The organism is Segatella intestinalis, from assembly GCF_029348455.1.
GTDB lineage: Bacteria > Bacteroidota > Bacteroidia > Bacteroidales > Bacteroidaceae > Prevotella.
Genome location: NZ_JARJVV010000025.1, coordinates 2,584 through 19,462 on the forward strand (window position 1 = coordinate 2,584; position 16,879 = coordinate 19,462).

General features: G+C 44.4%; 17 protein-coding genes. 7 read left to right on the top strand and 10 right to left on the bottom strand.

What is annotated here, in order from left to right; translation table 11 throughout:
* Together P3T48_RS13545 and P3T48_RS13550 are read right to left on the bottom strand one after the other, a co-directional pair.
* Window positions 1–500: Arm DNA-binding domain-containing protein (locus P3T48_RS13545; RefSeq protein WP_276507036.1), on the bottom strand; the 500-nt coding region annotated here is incomplete at its 3' end.
* A gap of 64 nt (window positions 501–564) precedes the next feature.
* A complete protein-coding gene (locus tag P3T48_RS13550) occupies window positions 565–1,797 on the bottom strand; it encodes a site-specific integrase (RefSeq protein ID WP_276507037.1) in 1,233 nt (410 codons plus the stop codon).
* A 413-nt stretch (window positions 1,798–2,210) separates the two neighbouring features.
* Here P3T48_RS13550 and P3T48_RS13555 point away from each other — a divergent pair, with 413 nt between their 5' ends.
* Complete coding sequence (locus P3T48_RS13555) at window positions 2,211–4,256, top strand: porin family protein (protein WP_276507038.1); 2,046 nt, start codon at window positions 2,211–2,213, stop codon at window positions 4,254–4,256.
* Between the two features lie 294 nt (window positions 4,257–4,550).
* On the opposite strand, the gene P3T48_RS13560 is transcribed toward P3T48_RS13555, so the two are convergent.
* The 6 genes from P3T48_RS13560 to P3T48_RS13585 all read right to left on the bottom strand — a co-directional run bounded on the left by P3T48_RS13560 (window position 4,551) and on the right by P3T48_RS13585 (window position 8,918).
* Window positions 4,551–4,694 carry a hypothetical protein gene (locus tag P3T48_RS13560; RefSeq protein ID WP_276507039.1) on the bottom strand — a complete coding sequence of 48 codons (144 nt, stop codon included), beginning with the start codon at window positions 4,692–4,694 and terminating at the stop codon, window positions 4,551–4,553.
* Window positions 4,695–4,802: 108 nt separating this feature from the next.
* The gene (locus P3T48_RS13565; RefSeq protein ID WP_276507040.1) at window positions 4,803–5,036 is read right to left on the bottom strand and encodes a hypothetical protein; all 234 of its coding nucleotides are present in this window, start codon (window positions 5,034–5,036) and stop codon (window positions 4,803–4,805) included.
* Between the two features lie 808 nt (window positions 5,037–5,844).
* Window positions 5,845–6,177, bottom strand: a complete 333-nt coding sequence (locus tag P3T48_RS13570) for a helix-turn-helix domain-containing protein (RefSeq protein ID WP_106813555.1) — start codon at window positions 6,175–6,177, stop codon at window positions 5,845–5,847.
* A gap of 5 nt (window positions 6,178–6,182) precedes the next feature.
* Window positions 6,183–6,524 carry a type II toxin-antitoxin system RelE/ParE family toxin gene (locus tag P3T48_RS13575; protein ID WP_276507041.1) on the bottom strand — a complete coding sequence of 114 codons (342 nt, stop codon included), beginning with the start codon at window positions 6,522–6,524 and terminating at the stop codon, window positions 6,183–6,185.
* Window positions 6,525–6,856: 332 nt separating this feature from the next.
* Window positions 6,857–7,069, bottom strand: a complete 213-nt coding sequence (locus tag P3T48_RS13580) for a hypothetical protein (protein ID WP_118120510.1) — start codon at window positions 7,067–7,069, stop codon at window positions 6,857–6,859.
* 463 nt (window positions 7,070–7,532) lie between these two features.
* On the bottom strand, window positions 7,533–8,918 hold the full coding sequence (locus tag P3T48_RS13585; RefSeq protein WP_276507042.1) for a phage integrase SAM-like domain-containing protein: 1,386 nt from the start codon (window positions 8,916–8,918) through the stop codon (window positions 7,533–7,535).
* A 486-nt stretch (window positions 8,919–9,404) separates the two neighbouring features.
* Between P3T48_RS13585 and P3T48_RS13590 the strand changes: the two genes are divergently transcribed.
* Complete coding sequence (locus P3T48_RS13590) at window positions 9,405–10,676, top strand: site-specific integrase (protein ID WP_089543136.1); 1,272 nt, start codon at window positions 9,405–9,407, stop codon at window positions 10,674–10,676.
* An 8-nt stretch (window positions 10,677–10,684) separates the two neighbouring features.
* Window positions 10,685–11,068, top strand: coding sequence for a virulence RhuM family protein (locus tag P3T48_RS13595; RefSeq protein ID WP_233904450.1), 384 nt, complete (start codon window positions 10,685–10,687; stop codon window positions 11,066–11,068).
* Between the two features lie 103 nt (window positions 11,069–11,171).
* Here P3T48_RS13595 and P3T48_RS13600 read toward each other — a convergent pair whose 3' ends face one another.
* Both P3T48_RS13600 and P3T48_RS13605 read right to left on the bottom strand, forming a co-directional pair.
* Window positions 11,172–11,507, bottom strand: coding sequence for a helix-turn-helix domain-containing protein (locus P3T48_RS13600; protein ID WP_276507043.1), 336 nt, complete (start codon window positions 11,505–11,507; stop codon window positions 11,172–11,174).
* A gap of 93 nt (window positions 11,508–11,600) precedes the next feature.
* Window positions 11,601–11,888, bottom strand: coding sequence for a helix-turn-helix domain-containing protein (locus tag P3T48_RS13605; RefSeq protein WP_071122342.1), 288 nt, complete (start codon window positions 11,886–11,888; stop codon window positions 11,601–11,603).
* Between the two features lie 241 nt (window positions 11,889–12,129).
* On the opposite strand from P3T48_RS13605, the gene P3T48_RS13610 reads away from it, so the two are divergent.
* From P3T48_RS13610 to P3T48_RS13625, 4 genes are all read left to right on the top strand, one after another.
* Window positions 12,130–12,429, top strand: a complete 300-nt coding sequence (locus P3T48_RS13610; RefSeq protein WP_068856520.1) for a helix-turn-helix domain-containing protein — start codon at window positions 12,130–12,132, stop codon at window positions 12,427–12,429.
* Window positions 12,430–12,506: 77 nt separating this feature from the next.
* Complete coding sequence (locus P3T48_RS13615; protein WP_081978971.1) at window positions 12,507–12,785, top strand: helix-turn-helix domain-containing protein; 279 nt, start codon at window positions 12,507–12,509, stop codon at window positions 12,783–12,785.
* Between the two features lie 31 nt (window positions 12,786–12,816).
* Window positions 12,817–14,475, top strand: a complete 1,659-nt coding sequence (locus tag P3T48_RS13620; RefSeq protein ID WP_089543134.1) for a DUF3945 domain-containing protein — start codon at window positions 12,817–12,819, stop codon at window positions 14,473–14,475.
* A 98-nt stretch (window positions 14,476–14,573) separates the two neighbouring features.
* On the top strand, window positions 14,574–16,730 hold the full coding sequence (locus P3T48_RS13625) for a type IA DNA topoisomerase (protein WP_276507044.1): 2,157 nt from the start codon (window positions 14,574–14,576) through the stop codon (window positions 16,728–16,730).
* The last annotated feature ends 149 nt before the right edge of the window (window positions 16,731–16,879 follow it).

A 16,879-nucleotide genomic window follows, 5' to 3' on the forward strand; every position in this document is an offset into this window, starting at 1 on the left:
GACTTGAAACCACTATGGTAGCACCTTACCATAGCTTGGAGTTTTCGGTCTGTTTGGAAAGACGTGTTCGCCTGTACCGAATGGACAAAGGCTCTCAGGTTCTTCTGCCATGTCCGCTTGTGCAGAAAGGTTTGTCTGGCTTTTGAGGTTCGATACCATTCCACGATGGTATCACCAAAGTTCAGCAAGAACCTTCCTGTTGTGTCCTTGTCCTTCAACACTGCCTTCAGCATTTCCACGGTGATGATGCCGTTGGTGGTAAGAAGTGAGTTGTATTTATCCTTGACCCCAGCAAGGAAACTTGCCAATCGTCCGTTGTCCCTTGCGTTCCGTACCTCTCCCTTCTTGGCGTTCCACTCCTGTGGGGTACAGGATATGCCTGTGGAAATGGCTGCGCTTTTGCCGTCAACGGTGATGCGGCAAAGTATGTTGGCTGTTCCGTCTGCCTTCACCTTCTGTCTGTTGATGTAAGGCAAAATTGAAAATGTACTTCTGCTCATAGTTGTTGTCCTTATAATATAATAATGTAGTTGAAACTGTAAAAAGAAAAGTTGAAAGCCCTGTTCATAATGCGAGAATAAAGTCCTTCTCGGTTGCAGCGATGAACTTGTCCATGTCCTCAAACAGCTTCTTTTGGGTTACTCTCGCATACCGCTGCGTCATCTTCACATCCTTGTGACCGAGCATCCTGCAGATGGTCTCCATCGGCACACCAGCCTCCAGCGTAATGAGGCTGGCGAACGAGTGTCGTCCCGAATGGTAGGAATAGGTCTTGCTCGTTTCCGCCAACTTACAGATGGTGATGAGATCGATACGAACACGATTCGTGCTCAGCAATGGGAAAAGGGTATCTCTTGCCCCGTCCTCGTATTTCGCCATCAGCTCCAACGCCTCGGGCAGGAGTTTCACCCTGGCAAGTGTTCCAGTCTTCTTGCGGTTATAGATGAGCCATTTGTCACCATCCTCCAACACCTTGACATTGGCTTTCGTGATGGAAACGGTGTCTATGAAGGCTGTTCCTGCATAGCAGGCGAAAAGAAACAGGTCACGGCTAACGGATAGTCTCGGTTTGTCTTCGGGTAGTTCCGCATCACGGATTTTTATGAAATCAGACATGCTGAGAGCCTTGGGTGTCGTAACCCTTGGAGTGCCAACCCGATAATGGGCGAACAGCAGGTTCTTGCACAAGCCTCGCTCAAAGGCGATGCGGCACATCTTCTTGAAGAGCGACACATAGATGGTGATGGTTCCTGATGAAAAGCCTTTCTCGTCAAGCAGGTAATGGTGAAAGTCGCTGATGAAAGGCTCGGTCAGCTGTCCGAAAGCCAAATCAGTCAACCTATACTTCTCCCCGATGAACTCAGCGAGATTCTTGCGAATCTTTCTGTAAGTCCAGACACTGCTCTTCGACATATCGATGCCCTCATGGGTGCTGAGTTCACTGATATGCCCGTCCACGAAGGAGAGAAGGGTGGTCTGTGTCTTGACGCTGCCCTGCAAGGCCTCCTTGACATCCTTAGCCTCGAAGTCCGTTCTCTTTTCCACAAGCACATCAAAAGCCTTTTGGATGGAAAGCAACAACTGCTCGATGTCCTTGTTGGTTTCCACGGCTTCCTTGCTCTTGCCCTCCAATCGGCTGGCACGAGGATTCCAAAGCGATGGAGTGCAAGACAACTTGCAGGAGAACTGCGCCATAGTCCTGTTCACCGTGATGCGTCCCATGATGGGAGCTTTTCCGTTCTTGTCCATTCCGCTCTTTTTTAGGTAGAGCAACACCTTGAATTTTTCGATTTTCATAACGCTTACATTTTGAGTGTGCAAATATAATCATTTTGTAAGCGTTCCTTGATACGCAAATCATTGAGAATCAGTGCAATAAAATCCGTTGATGCACAAAGTTGCCTTTCCGTATTGTTACCTGCTTTGCATAGGTAACTGTGGCTCACGATTTAGTAACTGAACTACTTCAATATTCCTCACTCGCTTGCTTTATGCCGATTTGGCAACTTTGTGCAAATCTACTCATTCCCAACTGTTTACGTTTCAACCTCTCTTATTCTCCTTTGGCTGCTTTAGAGCTTTATGTTAATAATTCAAACTCAAATAGATAGGTGTTTGTCAGCCAATTGTCAGGGAAATGTCAGACTAAATAATTGGCTATCTTGTAAAGAGGATATAAATTTGCGCCATAAAACAAAAAATGGTGCAAAATGAAACGATTATTAACAATTTCAATTATTATGACTTCTGCATTCTCCGCTTATGCTCAGAATGTAGACAAGACTATCACGCTTGATGAAGTAACGGTAAAAGCCGCTAAGGTAGTAAACAAATCTGACGGCATGCTCATCTATCCTACCGATGCACAGAAGCAGGCTTCAAACAATGGTTACAGCATTCTTGAGAAACTCACACTTGCCAATATTCGTATTGACAACATCAGCCATACTATTACTACTATTGATAACAGAGGTAGCGTTCAACTGAGAGTAAATGGCATTGTTGTAGGCAAACAGGAGATGTTGGCTCTCAATCCGAAGGATATTGCCAAGATAAACTTTATAAACAACCCCGGCGTTCGTTATGGCGAAAGCATTGCCTATGTAATTGATATAGTTACACGCAGGAGCGAGAGCGGTTATACTATTGGTACGGACATAACTTCGGCTCTTACCACCTTGCAAGGCGACGGCTCGGTGTATGGTAAATGGAACCACGGAAAGAGTGAATGGTCGCTTTCGTATGATGTGAGTGGATATAAAAACAAAGGCGAAAAGAGCAAGCAGTTGGCAGAATACACCTTGACAGACGGCAGTATCTACACTATTGAGCGAAACGATGTGGAGTCGCTTAGAAAAGCTATCGCACACGAGGCAAAGCTAACTTACAACTGGGCAGACTCCACAGCAACCGTCTTTCAAACATCCTTGAGTGGAACTTTCAATAACACCCCCGACAACTATAATATTAAGGACATCACGGATGGCAGTCGCCAATACAGAGCGACAAGCCGGGATGACGACAAGAGCTATTCGCCTGTATTGGATATTTATTTCTTTCGTCAGTTCACTCCACGTCAGTCGTTTACAGCCAATGCAGTTGGCACCTATATCTCCACACAGACCAATAGTTTCTATGATGAGGGAACACCATATCAATATGCGGTAGACGGCAAAACGGCTTCTTTGCTTTCTGAAGTAATATATGAGAACAGGCTGAAGCCCTTTACTCTCTCCACAGGTCTGAACTATAGTTACAAATATACCAAGAACGACTATCGGGGTGACGCTTCCTCTTTGACCAGGACGAACAACAACCGCCTGTACGCCTTTACCGAAATCAAGGGCATGCTAAAGCAACTGCGCTATACATTAGGTACAGGTGCGAGTTATATCCATTACACTCAGAACGGTCACAGATACGACTACTGGACTTTCCATCCCAAGGCTTCGCTGACATATCAGTTCAATAACAATATGCAGTTGAGTTATACATATCAGATGCAGGACAAAGTGTCTCGCATTGCCATGACCAGTGATGCTACCGTCCGCACCAACAGTATGGAATGGACAGTAGGCAATCCCGACCTGAAGCCTTCACACGACATGGACCATCGGTTGCAGCTATCATATAACACCCAACGATTGCAAACCTTAGTGGAAGGCTACTACAAGCAATGCCTCAAACCTAACATGGCACACTACGAACGGACCGATGACAATCAATTCATCTATACACAGATCAATCAAAAGGAAATAGACGCATTGGACGTCATGGCATACGCCAGCTATTGGCTCTTGCCCGAGAAGCTTCAGATGGCCGCCAACGGAGGAATATACAGATGTTTCAATTTCGGCTACAACTATACACACTGCTACACATCATGGTACTACGCAGGCAACATCACAGCTTATCTCGGCAAATTCACATTGCAAGGATATGTTGATAACGGCAACCGATTCTTAGAGGGCGAGTCGAAAGGCTACAACGGAGCCTATTCCGTCTTGAAAGCATCCTACACCTGGCGCAACTGGCAATTCTCTTTGTCATGGGTCAATCCATTCCGCAGTCATTACAAGTCGTACGAGAACGAACTGCTGAACCGAAATCTCTATAAACGCACCATCGGCTATTCCAAGGACAGCGGCAACCTATTGTCGCTCAACATCTCCTGGCGCATCAACCAAGGCAGCAGACATAAGTCGGCAGAAAAGACAATCAACCTCAGCGATAAAGACAATGGTATCATAAAATAGATATGAACGATTTCTTTATACAATAGAAAGGCATATGAACAGACAAAAAAGCCATCGCTGCAGTAGTAGCGATGGCTCATTATTTTATATAGTTTTAAATTATTCCTCAACAGCAGCCTATAAGACATTATAGGCATAAATTAATACTTGAATATAAAAATACCATCGGAGATACCGCTTTACAGGTGAAGCTGAATGGTTCGCCTGATGGCTGCGACCAATGAGGGAAATGTATAAGATTCATTGTTATTCTGCCATACTGGGTATGGAGAAAACATATTGAGTCGAGTTAAATTAAATGGTTGCATAATAATTTTCTGCTTCTTTACGTACTTTGGCAAATTCTTCTTGAACTTGTTTCTCCAGTTCCTTTTTTCTCTGAACCATATCACGAAGTACAGCTATTGCTTCTTCACGATTTTTTATTTTTAATGCCATATTATATCCTTTCTTTAAACATTCTTTTGGCAAAGATACAAATAATATTTGTATTCGCCAAAAGAAAACTTTATTATTTAATCCTCTATTTTTAATATTATATCCAAATCACTCTCGAAGAAGATTTGAGTTTCGTATGATGTATTTCTCCAACAATTTAGGACGTACATTCACTGCTTTGGCGAAAGCGTCCAACTGACAAGCATAGCGAGTTTCATAATAGCTACGCTCCATTTGGTTCTTAGAATTTGCCAAATCTTGCAAGATGTCTCGAAGGTATCTCTTCACAACATACTTGTACCATTCCAACTTTTTGCCTTTTTTGTCAGTAATATCTGCCATAATCAAATCTGCTTTAAAGGGTTTAACAATAAAATTATTCTGGATTTCCTGATTCATCTGCCTTTTTAAAGACTTTCCGTTTCGTTCAATCCGAGTTCTTTTTAGAATCATTCCGGCATAACCGTCATCACCTAAGCCTTTTTACGTGCTTTAGAAGATGGCAGCCCGGAAAGTGTGCAGCATCCGTAGTATGGGGTGTTGTTCGCAACGCCCCTGAAGAATGTTCGACCTATCTCCCTTGCTGCTCTGGAGTGAAGAGAAGCTTTGCTCCTGGGCAGTTTCGCGGTGTTTTGCTGAATACACAGCTTTTGCCGTGCATGAAGAAAACTTGGCGAAAGGGGTTGTGTCAATATAGACATATTGATGTATGACAATATAGATGTATATACATTAATACTAAAATATAGATATAAGGTAAGGAGTACATAAATGATATGCCACAAAAGTTACAACTTTATAAAAAAGCAATTAGAACAATGACCTTACTTTTTTGTTTGACTATATAAATGAGCAAAGGAATAGACCTATAAATAAAGAGAGTTGGTTTCGGTTGCGCACATAGATATACAGAAAACAAAACATATAGATATATAAACATAAATATCGCTATGCGTGCATACGTATATAAAAAAAGCATCGTCGATACCGCTTTACAGGCAAAGCTGAAAGGTTCGCCTGAAGGCTGCGACCGAATAGGGAGCAGCCGGAAAGAGGTGGCTCAAAGCCACCTCTTATTTACAAAGAAACCTAAAGTTCTTGTAGCCATTTCTTGCCTAACTTGGTGTTATTCCATATCAATCACACTTTATCACCACAAAGCGACTTTACCTGCAATTCCTAAATCAAGTGTCGCAGTAGCAATACCCAATGCTTGGAAAACACGACTTAGCGTGGGAAGTGTTATTGTGCTATTTCCTTTTTCTAAACGTGAAATTTGTGCTCGTTGTACACCAATACGTTCACCGAGCTGCTCTTGGGTGAGATTCTGTGCTTTACGAGCTTTACGAATTGCTTCGCCCAAATAATAGGCATTAACATCTTCTTTGAGCTGCATTTCCATCATGTCACGCTCTTTAGTACCTGTCTTGCCCCAAACTTCATCAACCACTTCAGAAAGTGGTGTCAAATGCATCTGTGCCATATCTATCAATGTTTTAATTCAAAATATTGTTGTCTAATCTCTTCTGCCTTTGCAATTTCTTTTTGGGGAGTCTTTTGGGTCTTCTTGACTATACCATGTGTGGCAACAATCAAAGTTCCAGTCTCCGTGTCCCAAAAAGAGAATAGGCGATAGCAGTTTCCATTGAATAAAGTACGAAACTCCCAAATTTCAGAGTTTTCTAATTTTTTGAAGAGTTCCTTATCAACAATGCCATGTTCGATTTTCTTATAATTGTAGGTTATTTTCTGCTGAACCTTCAACGGCAAAGAACGAACAAATGTCAGGGCTTCATCCAACAAAACCACTTGTATTTTATATCTGCTCATTTTATTTATAGTTTCTGCTTACAAAGATACAATTTTGTTTCCAAGCGACGAAACAAAACAATAAATTTATCTGCAATTTAACATTTATTTTACCTCACCAACCCCAATCGGGTACAAATCATACTGTGGGAATTTCTCACAGTATTAATAACTTATTATTCCAATTTGTACTTTCAAAGTGGAGCGGTGGTTAGCCACTCCTTTACCTTTGCTTAATCTTCCAACTCCTTTTCTGTGATGCTGATTTCCGTGCAATTGTCAGAATATTCATCATAGATATGGAAATAGCCCGGAACATCCTCTACATATCTTATCTTGTAAATCCGTAATCATTACTTCTTGATGTATTTCTCCAACAATTTGGGACGTACATTCAATGCTTTGGCGAAAGCATCCAACTGACAAGCATAGCGAGTTTCATAATAGCTACGCTCCATTTGGTTCTTGGAATTTGCCAAATCTTGCAAGATGTCTCGAAGGTATCTCTTCACAACATACTTGTACCATTCCAACTTTTTGCCTTTTTTGTCAGTAATATCTGCCATAATCAAATCTGCTTTAAAGGGTTTAACAATAAAATTATTCAGGATTTCCTGATTCATCTGCCTTTTTAAGGACTTTCCGTTTCGTTCAATCCGAGATTTTTTTTAGAATCATTCCGGCATAACCGTCATCACCTAAGCCTTTTTACGTGCTTTAAAAGATGGCAGCCCGGAAAGTGTGCAGCATCCGTAGTATGGGGTGTTGTTCGCAACGCCCCTGAAGAATGTTCGACCTATCTCCCTTGCTGCTCTGGAGTGAAGAGAAGCTTTGCTCCTGGGCAGTTTCGCCTTGTTTGCGGAATACACAGCAACGCCGTGCATGGAGAAAACTGGCGAAAGGGAATTATACACGTATAGATATATTCCATATAACACTTATATAGAATAATATTGTTTCCTTATAAGGATTCTTATTACTATATATATGTATTCTTTCTATACAGTAACGTGTAATTATAGATAATGGTCATTCAACCATACGACTATAGGTTTGAGTTTGTCCTTTATCGACATTCTCAATCTTGATAAGAACCATTGCTCTTGATGGAACCGTGCTTGGAAGTTCTTTCATCAGTTTACCTATTATTTCGTCCACGTTGTTAAAGCCAACATCAGTGAACTCGCTAACTTTCCTTCCTCGATAAAAAATAGAACCTTTCATCATCTGACGGAACGAGAAGCGTTCAAAGGCGTTGTCATCGTCCTTTGAATAGTCTCTTGATTTGTCTTCGGTGAAGAAAATCTTCTCCAAGACTTTCTCGTTCAATGCCCAAGCAGGAGAGAAGTCAATCTTGACGTAAGTTCTCGTTATGCGATGGCGGTCTGAGTGGTTCATGGCAAAGCCAACCTCGTCAATAGACGCTCCACATTCATTCTGGGCTACCGTAGCCCACGTATGACGGAACGTATATACACAATACGCCTTGTTGTGAGCGATGCCAAGGCTTTTCTCACAGATTTGCTGTATGCCACAGTTGATGTTGGCCTCAAAGCTGTCGCTACTGGTCATACGCTTATGGAAGTCGAATAGATAAGGCGAGTTGGTCTTGTCAAGATACTTGTTGAATATAGGTTGCAATATACCGGGTACCTTCATTTCTATGTAAGCGTTATCTCTTCTGAACTTGCGAGTTTTGGCTCGCTCGTAGCCTATGATGCCATCATGGTAGTTTTCCTTTTTCAGATTGAATATGTCAACCGTATTCATTCCTGCAAGGCAGAGTACCATCATTGCAACATCATGTCCAAGCTCCGCCAAGGGCTTGGTGCGGTCGGAAGGTGGGAGAGGAGCAGCAAAGAAAGCTCGGCACTCTTCCATGGTTATGGCTCTCTTCTCTGGAGTGTCCGACTTTGGAATTTTCACTTTCAACCACGGATTTGTTGTTATTCGCATGATACCATTGTCATAGTCGTTGAAATCAAGCAAACCATGCTTGAATATCTGACGGACACACACCGGGTACATCTCCTTGGCTCTTGCTGTTGTGGCAAGAGACTTTATCCATCCATTGATGAACTTGGATGTGAGTTGCGAGAACATGACCTTGTTGGAACCTGCATAGCGTTCCAAATGTTGGTAGGCAAGTTCATAGTTCCTCGCATTGCGCTCCTGTCCATTGTTGTATAGGTTTGCATGGTATTGTCTTGCATAGTCTGAGAAACAGACATCGGCTGTGCCACTTTCAAGGTAGGCGATGACATCATCGACACTCCATGAGCGGATGGGCTGCTTGTTGAGCATATCGGCGAAATGGGCTATCTTGACGGTACAGGCTTCGAGGACAAAAGGATCCTTGACCTCATGGTTCTTTTTGTCCACCGATTTTGTTTCTACGATTTTGTCTGTTTTCAAATATTTCACCTTGCGGTTGTGGGTTACACGAATGTAAACAGGCCAAAATCCATCCGTCCGCTAAAATCTTGCTATAATCTTAAATGTTGCCATAATTATTTTGTAAACACGTTGTAAACATTACTTTTATAACATAGAAAGTACATATAAAAAGTGTTTGAGAGAAGAATGAGGAAAGTTTACTGGTTATCAGTTACTTTCCTCATTTTGGTTAAAAGTGGCGAGGACAGACGAAGACGGGAATACGACAAGATGAGACAGAGGAACGTTACCTATCCGTAACCTATACCCCAAATGGGGAATGTTGAGGTTCGGAAGAATGAGGAAGGTTACGAATTGAATTTTAATACTCTGATTTATAGTGAGTTACTAATGAACAACGTAAGATTTTTGGTTACGAACCAAATTTGCCGTGTTCTGCCGTGAAATGCGTAGCAAGAAAAGACTCTTCATGTATTAATTTTGAACGCAAAAAAGAATGACGTTATGAAGAGTACATTTTCAATTATCTTCTACCTCAAAAGACAGGTAGTAAAGAAAGATGGTACTGTTCCAGTTATGGGACGTATCACAGTGGACGGAACACAGGCGCAGTTCAGTTGCAAGACAACTGCCAATCCAGATTTGTGGGACACTAAGGGCGGACGCATGATAGGTAAGAGTATGCAGGCTTTGGAGGTGAACCGCAAATTGGACAAGATGCGTGTGAGTATCAGCAAGCATTATCAGGAGATTATGGACAGGGACAACTTCGTCACTGCCGACAAGGTGAAGAACGCCTTTCTTGGCTTGGAGTATCGTTGCCATACACTGATGAAAGTCTATTCTCAAAGCCGTGATGAAATGGAAAAGCAATATAAGGCTGGCATGAAATCTTTGAGTACATACACGAAGTATAGAATCGGGTGTGCCTATGTGGGCGAGTTCTTGCAGACACATTACCATGTGAAGGATATTGCTCTGAAAGAGTTATCGCTGCCTTTTATAACAGACTACGAGACTTTTCTCAGAACCGACAAGCACTTGAAGATAAACTCTGCGATGGTGTTTGTCCGCAATCTCCGTGCAATGGTATTCCGTGCCATAGATAATGAATGGCTCGTAAAAGACCCATTCAGACGATATGAGTACAAGGAAGAAGAGACCACAAGAGAGTTTCTGAGCAAAGAAGAGATTCACCTGTTGATGGAAACACCTATCACAAGAAAGAAGATGAGTATGGTGCGTGACTTGTTCCTGTTCTGCTGTTTTACAGGTCTCGCTTTCATTGACCTGTACAACTTGAAGGAAGAGAACATCAAGGAATTTTTCGATGAAGGTGAATGGATCGTTATCCATCGACAGAAGACTGGAACGGAAGCCAACATCAAGTTGCTTGATTATCCCAAGCAAATTATGGAAAAATACCGTGGATTGAGTGAAGACGGCAGGGTGTTTCCAGTACCCAACTACCAAAGTTGTATGGATTCGCTCAAAAGACTGGGCAAAAAATGTGGTATTACCAAGCCGCTTTCCTGGCACATGAGCCGTCATTCGTTCGCAACCTCGGTTTGCCTCTCCAACGGAGTTCCAATAGAAACCGTGAGTTCAATGCTTGGTCACAAGGACATAAAGACAACCCAGGTGTATGCCAAGATTACCAAGGAGAAATTGAGCAAAGACGTGGAAAAGTTGTCTCAGCAAATAAATAACATTGAGGAATTCACGTTTGGAAATGTTTGCAACGATAATACTAACACTATAAATGGCAGAGTATGAAACGACAAGTGATAACAATACAAGAAGATATGGTCATCTACGCCCCACATCATGGTGAGGTGTGGATGACTGTTTGGGAGATTGCCGAACTGTTGAATGTAACAGGGACAGCAGTGAAGAATACCATCAAGCGCATTTGGAAACAAAGTGTGCTGAAAGATTTCCAGCATTCTCAATACATCAAACTTGAAAATGGATATTCTGCGCATGTCTATGATATGGAAGTGATTATCGCCATAGCACTTCAAATGGATACATACCAAGCCTTGTTGTTCAGACAATGGTTTATCAGTAAGGTAGTAAACCGCAAGGATTGCCAAGCAGAGCAAGTAAAACACGAGTATCCGATGATTATTGTGATGAACGGAACGATGCCAAGAGGTGCAAGTTAGAATCTCTCATCTTTTAATAAGATTCCTACACCTTTATAATATAATAGCGTACGGGGGGAACGATTTTTGTCGTTGTACCCTGTACGCTATTTTTGTTTCGCTATTATGAAGCAGTACCCTCCCCTTGTGAAACAGTGCCGTCGATTATCGGCTTGCGGTAATTACCAGTGAGAAGTGCTTGTATCTCGGATTCCGGATAGAGGGTTTTGCCACATAATATAATGTAGGGCAAGATGCCTTGCCTGCGATATTCCTGCAAGGTGCGGCGACTAAGCTTCAAATGCTCGGAGAGTTCCTTGTCGGTGAGGTATCGCTCCCCGTCCAAAGGTGGGCTGTAGGACTCGATGAATGAGGATAGCCAGTTGTTGGCTTTCTTCAAGGATTGCATGGCGGTGTCTATCGACTTGCTCTCATGCGTAAGAAGTTGGTTCATGTTCATTGTTTACAATTTGGATTAAGTGGTGAATATAAAATGTGTTGGCTCGCCCAGGGTGAAGTTTTCGGCTTTGCCTTGGGCGAGTTTGGTTTTATGCTATACCGATTTGATTCTGGCGATAAGCGGAACGATGGCTTTGACCTCTTCGGGGCAGTAATAGAATTGGCGACCTATCTGGGTATGCCCCAAGAAACGGCGGTCACGAAGTTTTTGTAAGGTGCGCTGGCTGATGCGAAGTTGCTGGCAGACCTCATGACCTGTAAGCCATTTGTTCAGACGCTTGCCGTTAGCCTTATGCTTCAGCAACTCAACTTTCTTTACCAGGGCATCGTATCTTGCCATCATCAAGTCGAATGCCTTCTTTTCCATTGTTACTACTTCCATATTCTCTGTTTTATTGGTTCAACAAATTCGGATGCAAAGTTAATGTGTGCATGTAGAAAAACAATGAAAATGAATAACTGTGGCAGTGCTTTTCTGGGGTTTGCCGACCGCTTGGCAAGAAAAATCAAGAAAATTATACGTGGGTCATTAATGAGTTGTTAAACGGGTATTTCGCAAATGGTTAATTTTGCCGCCGAGAAATAAAAACAACGAATTATATAACATTTCAAACGGAATTAGAATGGAAGTAATAACAATGGAAAGTGCAGCCTTCAAAAAGCTGACAGAACAGTTGACAGAAATAGTCCAGTACGTGCGATTGGCAAAAATGGCATTTCAAGAGAACTTGACGGGTAAGGGATTGAAGCCGATGTTGACCAATGACGATGCAGCTAAGATGCTTGGTGTGAGCAAGCGCACCTTGCAGAGAATGCGCTCAGAGAACCGCATTGATTTTATTAAAATTGGTAATCAATGCCGATACCAAGTTGAAGCCATTGAAAGAATGGTTGAGGAACGAACAATAGCAAAGGAAACATGAGCATGGAAGATGGAACATTGAGAAAACTGGAGTTATATCTCCATGACCTACACAAAAAGATAGACGGCATCTACGACATGCTGATGTTGAGACACGAACGAGAGACGGAGCAAAAAGGAAGTTCTGCCATCAATGAAAAATTGCTCGACAACCAAGACCTCTGCCTCTTATTTCAAATATCCCCTCGTTCCCTTCAACGCTATCGCAGTCTGGGAGTGCTTCCCTACAAGCGTTTGGGGCAGAAAACCTACTACACGGAAGAGGATGTGATGCAGTTTGTAGAGAATAATGTCAAAGAATTCAAGAAAGAGAATGTGGAGCATTACTTGACTCGCATTCATCAGAAATTCAAATAACAACAGTATTCACCATTAAAAATTTACAATTATGGTACAAAAGAAAAAGAGTGATGAACAGGACGTGCTGGTAGTCCGTGACGAGAAGACGGGCGAGATCAGCGTCGTCGCCGGACTCAGCAGAGACGGCACCCCGAAGCGAGCACCCGCCAAGGCGGAGAACACGCCCGACTTCCTGCGTTTTGACCGCAACAGTGACCTGATGGACAGTTTCTTTAGAAACTTCTTCCGCCAGTGCAAGGAGCCAAGCCGATTCGGATTCTACCGCATAGCGGCAGACCAGGCAGAAAACCTGCTTGGCGTGATGAAGGAGTTGCTGAAAGATCCGGAGGCTAACAAGGAGATTCTTTCCGCCCACAAGGTTGACACCTCCAATTATGAGAAAGAGGCAAAGCAATCGGAAGGTCAGGCGAAAGAAACCGCATCATCGGACGATGCGTCCAAGACGCAAGCTAACACCGAAAAAGAGAATGTATCATCTGAACAAACCAACGAAAAGAAGAACGACATGGAACAGAAACCAGAACAGACCGCAACCGAACAGCAGGCACAGACCGCTCCGGGTGTAAAGCAGAACCTCATTAGTGGTAACGATGTGAACCTGCAGGAACTTGGTGCCAAATATGGCATAGACTTCAACAGTATGAATGAGAAGGATATGAAAGCCCTGCTCAACTACGGCAAGACGGGGCTTGTGATTGTGAAGCCGACCTTCGGCGGTGAACAGATAGAGATACAGGCCCGTCTGTCATTCCGCAAGGACGATAACGACCAGTTGCAACTCGTGCCGCATTTCGTGCGCAACGAGCCAAAACTCGATGTCGCTTACAAAGGCTATACCTTCACTCCAGAGGACAAGAAGAACCTGTTGCAGAACGGCAACCTCGGAAAGGTAGTGGATTTCCCCGACAAGAATACAGGTGAGCTGCGTCCTCATTTCATCAGTATCGACCGTCTCACCAATGAGATTGTTGACATCCCGACCAACAAGGTGCGCATACCCGATACCATCGGCAAGACACCTATTACCAAGGACGACAAGAGAGTGCTCTACTCAGGTATTCCGCTTCGCAAGGAGATTGAGCTTGCCAACGGGCGCAAGTTTACACCGCTGCTGCAGGTGAATGTGGAACAGCGTGGTGTGGAGTTCGTGCCTGGCAGCACAAGACAGGCGCAAGGTCAGAAACAGAATGGAGACAAGAAGCAAACCGCTGACAAGCAGGAGCAGAAGGCAGAAGGTGATGCGGGCGGTCAGAAGAAGCAGCAAGATCCCAACCACTGGCTCAATGAGGATGGGACCATCCGCCGACTCAACACCTATTTCAAGAAGGAACTGACCGAGCAGCAGAAGGACGACTATGTGGCAGGCAAGACCATCGAGATCAAGGAAGTGCCCAACAAGAACGGCAGCGGTACCTATACCGCCTATGTAAAGTTCGACTTCGACAAGATGCAGCCACGTTCCTACCGCAACAATCCAGACCTCAAACAGGCGAAGGAACAGATTCCGACCAATGAGAACAAGGTACAAGTCGCCGTCAACGAGCAGGGCAAGACCCATGAGGCGACCAAGCACACCAAGGAGCCGCTGAGTCCGGGACAGTCTGCGCCAAAGAACGAAAAGCAGCAGAAGGAACAGAACGCCGAGGAACAGAAGCCAAAGAGAAAGGCAAGAAGCGTGAAGATGTAGTTGCCGCCACTTGATCCACAGAGTTAATCATCCATTATAACAACCGACATCTGCGACCGTCTATCCCACGGTTGCGGATGTCACAAAAACAACAGACAATGAAGACAATCATCGCAGAGAAACCAAGCGTAGCCAAGGAAATCGCCCACATTGTGGGAGCTGACAAGCGTGAGGAAGGCTATATGCAGGGTAACGGCTATTTTGTGACATGGGCATTCGGACATTTAGTGCAGCCTGCCATGCCGGAAACCTACGGCATGAAGGGATTCCATGCAGAGAATCTGCCTGTGATTCCCGACCCGTTCATTCTTGTTCCCCGACAAGTCAAGACAGAGAACGGCTACAAAGCAGATGCAGGTGTGCTTGCCCAGATTAAAATTATCGGCAAGCTGTTTGACAGCAGTGAGCGCATTATCGTAGCAACCGATGCCGGACGTGAGGGAGAGTTGATTTTCCGATACCTCTATGCGTATCTCGGTTGCCAGAAACCTTTCGACCGTCTCTGGATCAGTTCGCTTACGGACACCGCCATCCGTGAGGGACTTCTGAACCTCAGGGACGGCAAGGAGTATGACAATCTCTATCATGCAGCCAAGGCAAGAAGCGAAGCTGACTGGCTCGTCGGCATCAACGGCACACAAGCCCTGACGATAGCCGCAGGACGTGGCACCTATTCCGTAGGTCGTGTGCAGACCCCGACCCTTGGCATGGTGTGCGAACGCTATTGGGAACACAAGCGTTTCGAGTCGAAACCGTTCTGGCAGGTACACTTCGGTGTGGTTGATGCAGACAGTGGCAATATACTGAAGTTCACATCAGTCAACCGCTGGACAGACAAAGCTACCGCAACCGTTATATATAATAAGGTGAAAGATACCGGTTCTGCCATCATCACAAAGGTCGCAACCAAGCGAAAGGTGGAGAAGGCACCGCTCCTTTACGACCTCACCACCTTGCAGAAAGAAGCCAACTCCCAGCATGGCTTCACGGCAGAGCATACACTCTCCATCGCCCAGAAACTCTACGAGGCAAAGTTCATCACCTATCCAAGAACATCAAGCCGCTATATCTCGGATGATGTATTTGCCACCCTTCCCAAACTCTTCAAGAATCTGGAGAATCATTCGGAATATGGAGAAAAAGTGAAACTCTTGCCTGGCAGTGAGGACTACAGCAAGAACAGCGTGAATGCCGCCAAGGTGACCGACCACCATGCCCTGCTCATCACAGAAAATGCAGCCATTGGTCTTTTCAAGGACGAGAAGATCGTTTATGACATGATATTGTGCCGGATGATTGAAGCGTTCTCGGCAGATTGCATCAAGGACATCACATCAGTAACGGCGCAAGTGGATCATGAAGTTGAGTTTGGCATCAGTGGCTCCATCATCCGACAGACTGGCTGGCGAGCGTTGTCGCTCAAGGAAAAGAACAAAAGGCAGGACAAGGATGCAGATGCAACAGACAATGAGGTCAAGGATCAAGTCATTCCCAACTGGCAAGAAGGACAGCATGTCACTTTTTCTGGCTGCACCATCACGGAGGGCAAGACCAAACCGAAGCCATTGCATACGGAATCCACATTGCTTGCAGCAATGGAGACCGCAGGCAAAGAGATAGAAGATGATACGATGCGCCAGGCAATGAAGGACAGCGGTATTGGCACACCTGCCACACGTGCCGCCATCATCGAAACCCTGCTCAAACGAGAGTATATGGTGCGCCAGCAGAAGAAACTTGTGCCGACGGAAAAAGGACTCGCCCTGCATTCCGTGGTGAAGAACATGGCGATTGCCAATGTGGAGATGACGGGCAAATGGGAGGCAGAACTTGCCAAGATTGAACGAGGTGAAGCAAGTGCAGACGGGTTCACCCATAGTATCGAAGGTTATACCCGTGAAATCACTGCGGAATTGTTAGGTTGTGACAGACTTTTCAGCCACAAGGATTCCGGCTGCCAGTGTCCTAAATGCAAGCAAGGTACCATGCAGTTCTTCGGAAAGGTAGTAAGATGCAGCAACAAGGAGTGCGGTATGCCAGTGTTCAAGCAGGTAGCAGGAAAGTTGCTCACTGATGCCGACATCACCGACTTGCTCACCAAGGGCAAGACCAGAACGCTCAATGGTTTCACCAGCAAGCAAGGCAAATCGTTCTCCGCAGCCATTGCCTTTGACGAGAATTTCAACACGAAATTCGTCTTTGCAGAGCGCAAAACAGCAGAAAAGCGAGGAAATGTGAAGAGATACAAGAAATAGTTTGTACCTTTGCCACCGAAACATGGTTCATAAATGGTGTCTTTATTCAGGATGCTTTTATTTACTGTGGATTAAGTGGCGGCACTCGGAGGGATACCGAGTGCCTTTTTCTTGCTTTCACACAAACACTAACCGCCATCCACGGTTTA

Excerpts from the sequence above, each read along its gene's own strand:
- P3T48_RS13555 (WP_276507038.1), top strand. The coding sequence starts at position 2,211 with ATGAAACGATTATTAACAATTTCAATTATTATGACTTCTGCATTCTCC.
- P3T48_RS13580 (WP_118120510.1), bottom strand. The coding sequence starts at position 7,069 with ATGGCAGATATTACTGACAAAAAAGGCAAAAAGTTGGAATGGTACAAG.
- P3T48_RS13610 (WP_068856520.1), top strand. The coding sequence starts at position 12,130 with ATGGAAGTAATAACAATGGAAAGTGCAGCCTTCAAAAAGCTGACAGAA.
- P3T48_RS13570 (WP_106813555.1), bottom strand. The coding sequence starts at position 6,177 with ATGGCACAGATGCATTTGACACCACTTTCTGAAGTGGTTGATGAAGTT.
- P3T48_RS13550 (WP_276507037.1), bottom strand. The coding sequence starts at position 1,797 with ATGAAAATCGAAAAATTCAAGGTGTTGCTCTACCTAAAAAAGAGCGGA.
- P3T48_RS13620 (WP_089543134.1), top strand. The coding sequence starts at position 12,817 with ATGGTACAAAAGAAAAAGAGTGATGAACAGGACGTGCTGGTAGTCCGT.
- P3T48_RS13605 (WP_071122342.1), bottom strand. The coding sequence starts at position 11,888 with ATGGAAGTAGTAACAATGGAAAAGAAGGCATTCGACTTGATGATGGCA.
- P3T48_RS13615 (WP_081978971.1), top strand. The coding sequence starts at position 12,507 with ATGCTGATGTTGAGACACGAACGAGAGACGGAGCAAAAAGGAAGTTCT.
- P3T48_RS13565 (WP_276507040.1), bottom strand. The coding sequence starts at position 5,036 with ATGGCAGATATTACTGACAAAAAAGGCAAAAAGTTGGAATGGTACAAG.
- P3T48_RS13590 (WP_089543136.1), top strand. The coding sequence starts at position 9,405 with ATGAAGAGTACATTTTCAATTATCTTCTACCTCAAAAGACAGGTAGTA.
- P3T48_RS13625 (WP_276507044.1), top strand. The coding sequence starts at position 14,574 with ATGAAGACAATCATCGCAGAGAAACCAAGCGTAGCCAAGGAAATCGCC.
- P3T48_RS13560 (WP_276507039.1), bottom strand. The coding sequence starts at position 4,694 with ATGGCATTAAAAATAAAAAATCGTGAAGAAGCAATAGCTGTACTTCGT.
- P3T48_RS13600 (WP_276507043.1), bottom strand. The coding sequence starts at position 11,507 with ATGAACATGAACCAACTTCTTACGCATGAGAGCAAGTCGATAGACACC.
- P3T48_RS13575 (WP_276507041.1), bottom strand. The coding sequence starts at position 6,524 with ATGAGCAGATATAAAATACAAGTGGTTTTGTTGGATGAAGCCCTGACA.